The sequence below is a fragment of the Helicovermis profundi genome, assembly GCF_033097505.1.
Taxonomy (GTDB): domain Bacteria; phylum Bacillota; class Clostridia; order Peptostreptococcales; family Acidaminobacteraceae; genus Helicovermis; species Helicovermis profundi.
In genome coordinates this window covers 2992509-3005066 of record NZ_AP028654.1, presented here as the reverse complement: position 1 = coordinate 3005066, position 12558 = coordinate 2992509, and the positions used below count along the sequence as shown (strand labels likewise).

Below are 12558 nucleotides of genomic sequence, written 5' to 3'. Positions count from 1 at the left end.
CTCTGTATAAATTAGGAGAGTAGTAATATGTTATTGAAAATAATTAAAATGTTAGTTAGGTATTATTTGTATAGAAAAGAACAAATAAATATAAAATTTAATAGTTATGTTGATAAAAATACAACTATTGGGAAATACACATATATAGGATATAGATGCATGATTACGCAAGCTCAAATAGGTCGTTATGTTTCAATTGCGAATAACGTTTTTATTGGTATGGGAGAACATAGTTTAGTTAATATCTCTACCAATACTTTATTTTATGAAAATGCATCTTTAGTAAAAGAACCAATAATTATAAGTGATGATGTATGGATTGGCGTAAACGTAGTTATATTAAGAGGAGTTACAATCGGAAGAGGAGCAGTGATTGGAGCTGGTGCAGTTGTTACAAAAGACGTACCACCATTTGCAATTGTAGTTGGGGTGCCAGGAAGAATATTACGAATGAGATTTAGTGATGATGTAATACAAAAGATAGAAAACTCAAAATGGTGGGAGAATGACGTTGATGATGCTAAAGTGGCTATTGATAAACTTACGAAATCAATTTAAAAAAACTCCTGATGTCATTAATTATTTTCATAAACTATTAACAAGTCAATACTTTTATTATATCGGTGGCGAAATTATCTCTAAAACTGTTAATTTTTTGGTGATTATATTGATTTCAAGAATCATTTCGCCTAGTGATTATGGATATATATCAATAGCATATTCGGTTATCCCTATTTTGTTAGTACTTTATAGTCTTAATATTCCAAGTTCTATAATAAGAAGATTTTATGAAAATCAAAATGATTATCTAGAATTTTTACTAACAAACACTTTATTCATTACGCTTAATAGTTTTTTTTTAACAGTAATAATTTTTTTGTTTTCAGATAGTATATGTAATATATTAAATATTCCACAGGATTTACTTCGAATTACTGCAGTAGTGGCTTTTTTTAAAGTCTTTTACGAATTCTATAGGGCATTTCTTCAAGCAAATCAAAACGGTAAAATTTACGCAAAGTTTACTGTTATTTACAATGTAATGTTAAATGTGAGTATTATTATTATATTGTTTAATATTGATAATTATAGATATATGAGTAAATCGTATTCAGATTTGTTTACTAGTAGTATATTTTTCATATATATAATTTACAGACTAATTAAAGTTACTAAATGGAGACCTCAAATTGAACACTTGAAGTATGCTATTTTATTTGGAGCACCTTTAATTTTGCATACAATATCAAATGTTGTGCTTGGCCAAATAGATAGATTTATGATTAATTCGATTGTTGGAACATCTGAAACTGGTGTATATTCATTAGCCTATAATTTAGGTATGATTATGAACGTAATAATAATAGCTGTAAACAAAGCGTGGCTACCTATATTTTACAAACACGTTGAGAATAAAGAGTATTTAGAAAATAAGCTTAAACGAATTATTGGATTTATTTTTATTAGTGCTGCTATTTTAATAACATATGGGAGTTATTTATTGAATTATGTTATAGATTATAGATACTTAGACGCGATAACTATATTTCCTATAATTGTTATTAGCTACACTGTTGTATTTGGGTATATAATATATTCAAATTATTCATATTTTTATAAAAAAACCATATTAATTGCAAGAAATTCTATTATAGCTAGTATTATTAATATTATTTTAAATTATTATTTATTGCGAGTTTTTGATTACAGAGTGGCTGCAGTTACGACATTAATTTCGTATACAATATTATTTATATTAAATTGGTATGCTGCCAAACAACTTGTTGAAAATAATGTTGTATCTATAAAAATATACATTGTATCATTACTATATTTTATTCTATTTTCACTTATTGTTAGTTTGATTAATAGTTTTTTTAGCGGTATGTTAACAATTTTATTAAATAGTATTTTTTTATTATGTTTTATTGTTGATTTTAAAAGAAAAAATTATTTTTAAAGGAGGAGCTATCGTTATATTGTAAATGTTATTGAATGACGATACAAAAATAAATGTGAGTAATATTTTAAAGGATATTGAAAAAAAGTACAGCAATGAAATAAAATTACTAAAAATAAATGGTCAATATGTTTGGCCAGTTGTCAGGTATTCAATAAGGAATTATTTGTTTTCTAAAAATAGAATTGATTACGAAGTAAGATTATCTTCAAAGAAGGAAAAATTTGAAATTATGTTAAATATGGTTTTTAATATATTTCGTAATGTTAAATACAAAAGAATAAATTATAAATATACTTTACTAGAATGCCAAGATCGAAATGATCAAGAATTTGGAGATGTATATACTTATAGTATTAGAAAAAATTTAAAGAATTATAATACTATTTTAAGGCCCGCTTTAAAAAATAATGGATCTAAAAGAGTAATTGAGAATAATGTTTATAGTATTTCTTTTGGATATGTAATATTTTTGATAAAATCTTTAGTAGTAAAAACATTCAATTTGTACAAAACCAATACGTTTATTGAAGAATTATGTGAAGAATATAATATTAGTAATGAGTTTATTTATTTAGATATACTGAAATTTTTTACTTTTTATAAATATTACGACAGTGTGTTGAAAAAAATCAAAACAAATAAACTTATATTATATGCTGGTTATAATATTACTAATTTAGCATTAGTGAAATGCGCAAATAAAAAAGGTATTAAAACTTATGAAATTCAGCATGGTAATTTTACCGATTATGACAACAACTATCATTTTCACCATGAATATTTTAAAGAATTTCAAGCGTATTTTTGTGATACATTTTTATGTTTTAATAAGGGATTTAGAGATTCCCTAAGAGAAAAGAATTCTTATTTTCATAACGAAAAAATTGTTGAAATAGGTTTTCCTATAGTTCATATGCTTAGGAGAATACAAGATGTAAAACGAACAAAGATTAAGGTATTAGTTATTCCAACAATGAATTTAGATCAAAATTTTATAAATTTAATTATAAATTTAATTGAATTGATGGATAAACATAAACATATCGAAATTGCAATAAGATTCCACCCTAATGTGATTAGTGAGCGCTTAATAAAACACATAAACGAGCAATTCAAAAATAAAGTTAAGTTAGATATTAGTCCTTGGAGGGAATCAATTATATGTTATAATTACTTTATTGGGGAATATAGTACAACTTTATTAGAAGCTGATTATATTGGTAAAAAAGTATTGTTAATTGATACACGAAATGCTAGGAAATCTGATTTTATTATGGATCATCCTACATATATAAAAAATATATCTAAAGATACGTTTGTTGAGTATGATTGGAATTTTAATTTTGTAATTGATAAAATTAAAAAGACTGATAATTTTGTAAAAGAAATATAAGATAATTTTAAATTTGAATTATCTTTAAGGCAATAAATAAGTGTGTGTATTTTAAAATTCACTTATAAGATTTATTTTTGAAATTTAATGTAAAACTTAGTGCTAAATAGCTCAAGATATACTTTGTTTATAAAATTAAATAATGCTATTATGATTTTTCTCATTGTTTCTAATTAAATTTCGTATAAAGGGAATAATTATAGTGGACATTAAATTTGCTAAGTTAGATGCTATTAACTTATATTATTTTTTTAATTAAGATACTTTTTTATTAGGAGAAATAAATGATTACTATAAAAAAAAATTTTGCTGAAAATTTATTGATATTTATTCCACTGTTTCCGCTTTTAGATATGTTTATATTTAAAGATTCACCGTTGCTTACAATTTGTGTTTATATTGTGTTGTTAATTATGTATGGAAAGAAAATTAAAATTTACAATAATGTTATTTTGGTATTCTCATTTATATTTGTTGTATTTTTATCATCTGCTATTTCAATATTAAGTGGAAATTTAGATTTAAAACTATTGTATTATTTGTTAATGATACTTACTTTTTCAGCAGTTGGAATAGCTGTAGGACAAGATATAGATTCATTTTTTGATATTTTTAAAAAAATGGTTTATTTTTATGCCTTTTTAAATACATTAATTTATATATCAAGAATGTTTATGTATTCTTTTGATTTTTCTAGAGTACGAGGTAATATGAGTATTTATGGGGGAAATAGTGCACAATTTATATTATTTGCTTTATTGTTATTATTAAAGCAAGAAAAAAGCAGAGATTATATATTTTTTTTAATTTATTCCTGTATCCATTCAATTATGTTTGTGAGTAAGGGCGCCATATTAATTTCATTGATATGGATATTTTTAGACATTATTAATTTAAGGAAACTTAATAAAGCCCAGATAAAATATTATTTAGCTTTATTTTTTATGCCCTTAGTTTTAACAAAAATAATTAATAGAAAATTTAGTGATTATTTTTTTCTGAGATTTCAACAACTTTTTGATTACGTTCAAGCTGGAGGATCAATTTTTTCTACTAGAGGAAAAATTTTTGAATTTTCTGTAAATTATATAGTAAATAATTCACATATTATGTTTTTTGGTATAGGTCCTATTGTTTTTAGAAATATAAACCCATGGGGGTATTCAAATACACACAATTTATTTATGGATATATTAGTCGATACAGGAATTTTTTCGTTATTTATTTTTTTTATTATGTTAAGTATTACATTTATAAAATCTAAAAATAGATTTTATTTTTTGTTATGTGTATTTTATGCATTGTTTGAAGGAGTGGCGTTATTTTACACTAGTTACAACATAATTACTGGTTATGCATATATGGTATTAATAGTATTATTTATAAAAAGTACTAAAATTAAATTGATATCAAATATAAATTGATAAATAAATTATCAAAATCAAAAATTAAAAGTTAACAAAGAAGTAACAATTAAAAAAGAATTGATTTAAAATTTCAAGGAGAAATTGAAATTAAATAATATAATGATATGTTTATTAATTTAATAAAAACTTTTGAAGGAGAAAAATATGAAAAATATTTTGGTTACAGGTGCGGATGGTTTTATTGGAAGTCATCTAGTTGAAGAGTTAGTTAAAAACGGGAAAAAAGTAAAAGCTTTTACTTACTATAATTCATTTAATTCTTGGGGGTGGCTAGATACTTTACCAAAAGAAATAGTAAGGGAACTAGAGATTTTTTCAGGAGACATACGAGATCCAAATGGTGTTAGAGAAGCAATGAAAGGAATTGATGAAGTTTATCATCTTGCAGCACTAATTGCAATACCTTTTAGTTACCACTCGCCTGATTCATATGTTGATACAAATATTAAAGGAACATTGAATGTATTACAATCAGCAAGGGATTTAGAAACTAAAAGAATTCTTGTTACTTCAACATCAGAAGTATATGGCACTGCAAAATATGTTCCTATTGATGAAAATCATGCTTATCAAGGTCAATCACCATATTCTGCAACAAAAATAGGAGCAGATAGATTAGCGGAGTCCTTTTATAGAAGTTTTGATATGCCTATTTCGATTGTAAGACCTTTTAATACATATGGTCCAAGGCAATCTGCTAGGGCAGTAATACCTACAATTATTACCCAATTACTTGCTGGGAAAGAAGAAATAAAATTGGGTAGTTTAACTCCTACTAGAGATTTTAACTATGTTAAAGACACTGCGAGAGGATTTATTGAAATTTCAAAATCTAGTGATACAATCGGAGAAGAAATCAATATTGCGACGCAACAAGAAATTTCTATTGGCCAATTAGCTGAAGAATTGATTAGACAGATTAATCCAAATGCGAAGATTGTTTGTGATGATCAGAGATTAAGACCTGAGAAGAGTGAAGTAAATAGACTTTTAGGCTCTAATGAGAAAATCTTGAGACTGACTAATTGGAAGCCTAATTATACGTTTGAGCAAGGTTTGGCAGAAACCATCGAATTCTTTAAGCATAATTTAGAGCGATATAAAACAGATATCTATAATATTTAATTTGGAGGTGTTAAAATGAGTCAAAAATTCATACCCTTATCCGTTCCTAATTTAAAGGGAAATGAGCTTGAATATGTAACACATGCAGTTCAGACAGAATGGGTATCAACAGGTGGTCCATATGTAAATGATTTTGAATTAAGAGTAGCAGAATATGCAAAGTGCAAAGGCGCAGTTTCTTGTCAAAATGGTACGTCAGGACTTCATATTGCACTTAAAGTCTGTGGTGTTACAAAAGAAGACGAGGTCATTGTTCCAACACTAACATTTATCGCAGCAGTAAATCCAGTAAAGTATATCGGCGCAGAACCTATTTTTATGGACTGCGATGACTCACTTACTATGGATGTTGACAAGTTAAAAGACTTCTGCGAAACAGAATGTAGTTTTTTGGATGGTAAACTCATCAATAATTTAACTAAAAAGCACATCAAAGCCTTGATTGTCGTTCATATTTTTGGAAACATGGCTAACATGGAGGGTATCATTAAACTAGCTAATAAGTACAACTTGAAAGTAATTGAAGATGCAACAGAAGCGATTGGTACTTATTACATCGAAGGTAAATATAAAGGCAAACACGCTGGAACTATTGGAAATATTGGTGTGTACTCTTTTAATGGTAATAAAATCATGACTACCGGAGGTGGTGGCATGATTGTTTCAGATAATGTGGAGTTACTAAGAAAAGCAAAGCATCTTACTACCCAAGCCAAAAGTGATGAGCTTTACTATACCCACGATGAAATTGGTTATAATTACCGCATGACAAATCTTCAAGCAGCCTTAGGACTTGCACAGCTGGAACAACTTGAAGATTTTATTAAGGTGAAGAAAGATAATTATGATTTCTATAAGAATGAAGTTCAAGAGATACCTGGCCTTAGAATTTTAAATTTTAATGGTAAAATTCGTCCTAATTATTGGTTTTATGCGCTATACGTAGAACAAGAATATGCATTAAATAGAAATCAAATCATCGAATATCTAGCTTCTAAAAATATTCAAGCAAGACCAATATGGGAATTAATTAGTGACCAAAATCCATACGAGGGAAGTCAAACTTATAAGATTGATGAAGCAAAAAAATATTTGAAAAAGGTAGTAAATATCCCATGCAGTTCTAGTCTTTCTAGAGAAGATGCTAGCTACGTTATTGAATGCTTAAAACAACCAGAGGTGGTGTAAATTGCCTTTAAAAAGAGGTGTGAAAATGGAAGTTATAGAATTTTTAATAGATGAAGAAGCAACAATGCTTGAAGCGATGCAGCAATTGGATTCAGTTGCCAAGAAAGTACTTTTTATTACTAGGAATGGTTGTTTTGTTGCATCTATTACAGATGGTGACATCAGAAGATGGATACTAAAGAAAGGAAACTTAGATACTAAAGTCAGAAAGATTGCAAACTACAATCCTAAATATCTGTTAGAGGAAGACAAAATCAAAGCAAAAGAATTTATGAAAAAACATTCCATTGAAGCACTTCCGATACTTGACAAAAATAATAATATCCTTTCTGTAGTATTATGGAATGATGAAGAAGTTGAACCACAGAGAATTTTGGAAGTTCCAGTTATTATTATGGCAGGTGGACTTGGTAAAAGATTGTATCCATACACCAAAATACTTCCCAAACCACTCATTCCTATTGGAGAAATACCAATTGTTGAGCATATCATGAACCGTTTTAATCGATATGGAGGCGATCAGTTTTATCTTGTTGTTAATCACAAGAAGAATATGATTAAAGCTTATTTCAATGAAATTGAAAAAGCATACAAGGTTGACTATATAGATGAAGATAAGCCATTAGGTACAGGTGGAGGTCTTAGCCTTCTTAAGGGAAAGATCAACTCAACATTTATTTTATCTAATTGTGATATTTTAATTGAAGAAGATTATGAAAAAATATATAATTACCATAAGAAGGAAAAGAATTTAATCACTATGGTTTGTTCACTAAAGAACATAAAAATACCATATGGTGTCATTGAAATCAGTGAAACAGGCGAAATAGAAAGCATGAAGGAAAAACCAGAAATGTCTTTTTTTACAAATACAGGGATGTACATTGTGGAGCCTAAAATTATTGAAGAACTTGAGGAAGATACGGCTATTGGGTTTCCGGATATCATTGAACAATATAAAGCTAAAGGTGAGAAAATCGGTATTTATCCAATAAGCGAAAATAGTTGGATGGACATGGGACAACTTGATGAAATGGAAGAGATGAGAAGAAGGTTAGAAAATGAGTAAAAAAATACTTTTGATTGGTGGAGGAGGACATTGTAAATCAGTATTAGATAGCCTTCTTGAATTAAAGGAATACTCAGAAATCGGGGTTGTTGATAAGATTGAAAATGTTGGTAAGTCAGTTATGGGTGTTCCTGTAGTTGGATGTGATGATGATTTAACTAATTTATATAGAGCTGGTTTTAGGTATGCATTTGTAACGGTTGGAAGTATAGGAGATCCAATTCTTCGTATTAAACTTTACAATCTACTTTGTGAAATTGGCTACGATATTCCTATAATTATTGATAAGTCAGCAAAAGTAAGTGTGCATACAGTAATTGAGCAAGGAGTTTTTATTGGTAAGCAAACAGTGATAAATACAGGAGCTTTAATCAAAAAGGGTGCAATTATCAATTCAGGAGCTATTGTTGAGCACGACTGCCAGATTGGTATTTTTTCACATATTGCACCTGGAGTTGTTCTGGGAGGCGAAGTATTTGTTGGAGAAAATTCCCACGTTGGATTAAACTCCACAGTAAAGCAGGGAATTCACATAGGAACACATTCTATTATTGGAATGGGGAGTGTAGTTTTAAAAAATATTGACAATTATATGATGGCTTATGGAAATCCATGCAGGGAGGTCAAAAAAATATGAGTGTATACATAATTGCCGAAGCTGGAGTAAATCATAATGGAAGTTTGAAATTGGCAAAAAAATTAGTCGATGCAGCAAAAGATGCAGGATCAGATTGCGTAAAGTTTCAGACTTTTGTTTCTAAAAATGTAGTATCAAAAAATGCTTTAAAAGCTGAATATCAAAAACTGAAGACTGAGCCTGAAGAATCTCAACTTGATATGCTTAAGAAACTCGAATTATCATTTGATGAATTTAAAGAGCTAAATCAATACTGTATTGATAATGAGATTGAATTTATGTCCACAGCTTTTGATTTTGAAAGTATTGATTTTCTAGATAGTCTAGGTATGCGTACATGGAAAATTCCTTCAGGAGAGATTACAAACCTACCCTATTTAGTTAAAATTGCTAAGCTTAATAAACCTGTGATACTTTCTACTGGAATGAGTACTATGGAAGACATTAAAAGAGCAATAAAAGTATTGCAAGAGAGTGGATCAGGAGCATTGACAGTTCTACATTGTACAACAGAGTATCCAACACCGTTTATTGATGTGAACTTAAGATCAATGGGCACAATAAAAGATGCTTTTGAAGTAAATGTCGGTTATTCTGATCATACTAAAGGAATAGAGATTCCTATTGCCGCTGTAGCTTTGGGTGCAAACGTTATAGAAAAACATTTCACATTAGATAGAAACATGAAAGGTCCTGATCATAAAGCTAGTTTAGAGCCTAGTGAGCTAAAGGCTATGATCGACGGAATAAGAAATATTGAATTGGCTTTAGGCAATGGCATAAAGCAACCAGCCGATTCTGAGAAAAAAAATATGGAAATTGTACGTAAAAGCATAGTTGCAAAATGCAGAATAAAAAAAGGGGAATTACTTACTGAAGATAATTTGACTGTCAAAAGGCCTGGAAGTGGTATAAGTCCTATGAGGTGGTACGAAGTAATTGGAACAAAAGCAGTAAAAGATTTTGATGAAGATGAGATGGTGGAATTATGAAGAAGATATGTATACTAACTGCAACTAGAGCAGAATATGGTTTGTTAAAACCGGTTATTGAAAGTTTTGTCAACAGAAAAGACATAGATTTAAGAGTTGTTGTTACTGGAGCACACCTTTCACCTGAGTTTGGCTTAACCTATGAAGAAATTATTAATGACGGCATAGAGATAGATAAGAAAATTGAAATTTTGGTAAGTGCAGATACACCTTCAGCTATATCTAAATCAATGGGATTAGCAATGATTGGGTTTGCAGATTACTTTAGTGAGTCAATGCCAGACTTATTGGTTGTTCTTGGGGATAGATATGAAACTCTTGCAGTTACAACAGTAGCTATGAATCAAAGAATTCCTATTGCACATTTATATGGTGGTGAAGCTACTGAAGGATTAATTGATGAATCAATAAGACATTCAATTAGCAAAATGAGTTACTTGCATTTTACAAGTACTGAAGAGTATAGAAAACGAGTGATTCAGTTAGGTGAAAATCCATCAAGAGTTTTTAATGTTGGAGCTATTGGAATAGAAAATATTAAGAGAAATGAATATATTAGTAAGCAGGAGTTATCAAATTCAATTAATCTATCTTTAGATAAGCTTTATGCGGTTGTTACATTTCACCCTGTAACACTTGAACATCAAAGTTCTGAACATCAGATATCTGAACTATTAAAAGCAATTGCAAAGCATGATGAAATGAATTTCATATTTACAAAAGGAAATTCTGATGTAGATGGACGTATAATAAATTCTATGATTGATGAATATGTTAAAGATAGGGAAAACTGTGTTGCTGTAACATCTCTAGGATTAAAAAGGTATTTAACGGCAATTAGGTATTGTCAAATGGTTATAGGAAATTCATCAAGTGGAATAATTGAGGTTCCTAGCTTTAAAGTACCAACGATAAACATTGGCGATCGTCAAAAAGGTAGGATTCAGGCTGATAGCATCATAAATTGTGCACCTGATTTTAATTCTATTTCGGATGCAATAGATAAAGGTAATGATACTGAAGTTAGGGCAAGTATTCAGCTTGTTAAAAACCCATACGAGAATGATAACACTACTTGCAATATCGTTTCAATAATCGAAGACTTTTTGCTTAATAATAAAATTGATATTAAGAAAAGGTTTTATGATTTGAATTAAACGGAGGAATGTAAATGAAGGTATTATTTATAGGAAGCGTAGAAAGTTCATATATCTTATTGAATGAATTAATCAATCATGAAGTTGAAATATGCGGAGTTATAACAAAGAAAGAAAGCAAGTTTAACTCGGATTTTTGCGACTTGGCATCAATCTGTGCCTCAAATAATATCGAGTACGTGTATTCTGAAACTTCTAGAGATAATGATACCTTTGAATTTATTAAGAATAAAGCCCCTGATATTATTTATTGTTTTGGATGGTCATATTTACTGAGCGAAGAAATTATTAATATTCCAAAATTAGGTACTGTAGGATTTCATCCAGCAAAACTTCCTTACAATAAGGGAAGACATCCTTTGATATGGGCGCTGGTTCTAGGGGTTAAAACTACAGCATCAACTTTTTTTATGATTGATGAAAAAGCAGATAATGGAGATTTGGTGTCTCAAATTGAAGTACCTATAGACATAAAAGATGATGCAAATTCTTTGTATAATAAGGTTATGCAAGTAGCTAAAGAGCAAGTAATTCAGATTACTAAAGCTTTTTCTGAAGGTTCAATTACATTTATTAAACAGAACCCTAACGAGGGTAATGTATGGAGAAAAAGAGGTAAAAGCGATGGGAAAATAGATTTTAGAATGACATCCATGGGTATATACAATCTAGTTAGGGGATTATCAAAACCTTATGTTGGTGCACATTTTGAGTTAAATGGGTGTGATTATAAAGTTTGGTCTACTGAAATAGTTGGAATTAGTAACAGTGAATATGAAAATATAGAACCTGGAAAGGTAATAAGTGTTTATAGCGACAAATCTTTTACTGTTAAGACAGGAGACGGTTTAATAAAAATATTAGAATCTGATGGAATAGATTTAAGAGTAGGTGACTATTTATAATGAATAAGACAGCTGTAGTGATTACACCTCATCCGGATGACGAAACACTAGGATGTGGTGGTACTTTACTAGTTTTGAAAAATATTGGTTATAAAATCAACTGGTTGATTGTTACTAACATTTTTGAGGAATTTGGCTTTTCTAAAGAAAAAATTGAATCCAGAAATAATGAGATTGATTTAGTTTCAAAGCGATATGGATTTGATATTGTGAAAAAAATTGGAATACCAACATCAAGAGTAGATGAAATTTCAAAAGGTAAGTTAGTTTCTGAAATTTCGAATGCATTTAATGAGATAAAACCCAATATTATATTTGCTCCATTTTATAATGATGTTCACACGGACCATAAGGCAATAGCAGAAGCAACACTTAGTTGTACTAAGTGGTTTCGTTATTCATATATTGAAAAAGTTTTATATTATGAAACAATTTCAGAAACGGATTTCAATATTGATTCTACAGCAAAGAGGTTTAATCCCAATGTATATATTGATATTAGTCAATATCTTGATGAGAAATTAAGCATTATGAAAATCTATGAAAGTGAAATTGGTGAATTTCCTTTTCCAAGGAGTGAGAAAGCAATAAGAAGCTTGGCATATTTAAGAGGATCACAGTGTGGATCAGATGCAGCGGAAGCTTTTGAATTGTTGAGGGCAAATATAAAGCTATAGTTGAAATATATTATGACATAAATGT

General features: G+C 29.0%; 12 protein-coding genes. All 12 read left to right on the top strand.

Annotation, left to right across the window (positions count from 1 at the left end; genetic code table 11):
* Positions 1–27: 27 nt before the first annotated feature.
* The 12 genes from AACH12_RS13740 to AACH12_RS13685 all read left to right on the top strand — a co-directional run bounded on the left by AACH12_RS13740 (position 28) and on the right by AACH12_RS13685 (position 12533).
* Positions 28–558: a CatB-related O-acetyltransferase gene (locus tag AACH12_RS13740; protein ID WP_338535947.1), complete on the top strand. Its 531-nt coding sequence runs from the start codon at positions 28–30 to the stop codon at positions 556–558.
* Positions 506–1960, top strand: a complete 1455-nt coding sequence (locus AACH12_RS13735; RefSeq protein WP_338535946.1) for an oligosaccharide flippase family protein — start codon at positions 506–508, stop codon at positions 1958–1960. The genes AACH12_RS13740 and AACH12_RS13735 overlap by 53 nt, the downstream gene beginning before the upstream one ends.
* A gap of 25 nt (positions 1961–1985) precedes the next feature.
* Positions 1986–3356, top strand: a complete 1371-nt coding sequence (locus AACH12_RS13730) for a hypothetical protein (RefSeq protein WP_338535945.1) — start codon at positions 1986–1988, stop codon at positions 3354–3356.
* A gap of 284 nt (positions 3357–3640) precedes the next feature.
* Positions 3641–4780, top strand: a complete 1140-nt coding sequence (locus tag AACH12_RS13725) for a hypothetical protein (RefSeq protein ID WP_338535944.1) — start codon at positions 3641–3643, stop codon at positions 4778–4780.
* Between the two features lie 147 nt (positions 4781–4927).
* The gene (locus tag AACH12_RS13720) at positions 4928–5908 is read left to right on the top strand and encodes an NAD-dependent 4,6-dehydratase LegB (protein WP_338535943.1); all 981 of its coding nucleotides are present in this window, start codon (positions 4928–4930) and stop codon (positions 5906–5908) included.
* A 15-nt stretch (positions 5909–5923) separates the two neighbouring features.
* The gene (locus AACH12_RS13715; protein WP_338535942.1) at positions 5924–7096 is read left to right on the top strand and encodes a LegC family aminotransferase; all 1173 of its coding nucleotides are present in this window, start codon (positions 5924–5926) and stop codon (positions 7094–7096) included.
* 25 nt (positions 7097–7121) lie between these two features.
* Positions 7122–8165, top strand: a complete 1044-nt coding sequence (locus AACH12_RS13710; protein WP_338535941.1) for a sugar phosphate nucleotidyltransferase — start codon at positions 7122–7124, stop codon at positions 8163–8165.
* The gene (locus AACH12_RS13705) at positions 8158–8802 is read left to right on the top strand and encodes an acetyltransferase (RefSeq protein ID WP_338535940.1); all 645 of its coding nucleotides are present in this window, start codon (positions 8158–8160) and stop codon (positions 8800–8802) included. The genes AACH12_RS13710 and AACH12_RS13705 overlap by 8 nt, the downstream gene beginning before the upstream one ends.
* On the top strand, positions 8799–9794 hold the full coding sequence (neuB, locus tag AACH12_RS13700; protein ID WP_338535939.1) for an N-acetylneuraminate synthase: 996 nt from the start codon (positions 8799–8801) through the stop codon (positions 9792–9794). The genes AACH12_RS13705 and neuB overlap by 4 nt, the downstream gene beginning before the upstream one ends.
* Positions 9791–10951, top strand: a complete 1161-nt coding sequence (gene neuC / locus AACH12_RS13695; RefSeq protein WP_338535938.1) for a UDP-N-acetylglucosamine 2-epimerase — start codon at positions 9791–9793, stop codon at positions 10949–10951. Before neuB ends, neuC begins: the two co-directional genes overlap by 4 nt.
* 14 nt (positions 10952–10965) lie before the next feature.
* Positions 10966–11856 (top strand): formyltransferase family protein, encoded by an 891-nt coding sequence (locus AACH12_RS13690; protein WP_338535937.1) that lies wholly within the window; start codon positions 10966–10968, stop codon positions 11854–11856.
* Complete coding sequence (locus AACH12_RS13685) at positions 11856–12533, top strand: PIG-L deacetylase family protein (RefSeq protein WP_338535936.1); 678 nt, start codon at positions 11856–11858, stop codon at positions 12531–12533. The genes AACH12_RS13690 and AACH12_RS13685 overlap by 1 nt, the downstream gene beginning before the upstream one ends.
* Positions 12534–12558 lie beyond the last annotated feature (25 nt).

Excerpts from the sequence above, each read along its gene's own strand:
- AACH12_RS13740 (WP_338535947.1), top strand. The coding sequence starts at position 28 with ATGTTATTGAAAATAATTAAAATGTTAGTTAGGTATTATTTGTATAGA.
- AACH12_RS13735 (WP_338535946.1), top strand. The coding sequence starts at position 506 with ATGACGTTGATGATGCTAAAGTGGCTATTGATAAACTTACGAAATCAA.
- AACH12_RS13730 (WP_338535945.1), top strand. The coding sequence starts at position 1,986 with ATGTTATTGAATGACGATACAAAAATAAATGTGAGTAATATTTTAAAG.
- AACH12_RS13725 (WP_338535944.1), top strand. The coding sequence starts at position 3,641 with ATGATTACTATAAAAAAAAATTTTGCTGAAAATTTATTGATATTTATT.
- AACH12_RS13720 (WP_338535943.1), top strand. The coding sequence starts at position 4,928 with ATGAAAAATATTTTGGTTACAGGTGCGGATGGTTTTATTGGAAGTCAT.
- AACH12_RS13715 (WP_338535942.1), top strand. The coding sequence starts at position 5,924 with ATGAGTCAAAAATTCATACCCTTATCCGTTCCTAATTTAAAGGGAAAT.
- AACH12_RS13710 (WP_338535941.1), top strand. The coding sequence starts at position 7,122 with ATGGAAGTTATAGAATTTTTAATAGATGAAGAAGCAACAATGCTTGAA.
- AACH12_RS13705 (WP_338535940.1), top strand. The coding sequence starts at position 8,158 with ATGAGTAAAAAAATACTTTTGATTGGTGGAGGAGGACATTGTAAATCA.
- neuB (WP_338535939.1), top strand. The coding sequence starts at position 8,799 with ATGAGTGTATACATAATTGCCGAAGCTGGAGTAAATCATAATGGAAGT.
- neuC (WP_338535938.1), top strand. The coding sequence starts at position 9,791 with ATGAAGAAGATATGTATACTAACTGCAACTAGAGCAGAATATGGTTTG.
- AACH12_RS13690 (WP_338535937.1), top strand. The coding sequence starts at position 10,966 with ATGAAGGTATTATTTATAGGAAGCGTAGAAAGTTCATATATCTTATTG.
- AACH12_RS13685 (WP_338535936.1), top strand. The coding sequence starts at position 11,856 with ATGAATAAGACAGCTGTAGTGATTACACCTCATCCGGATGACGAAACA.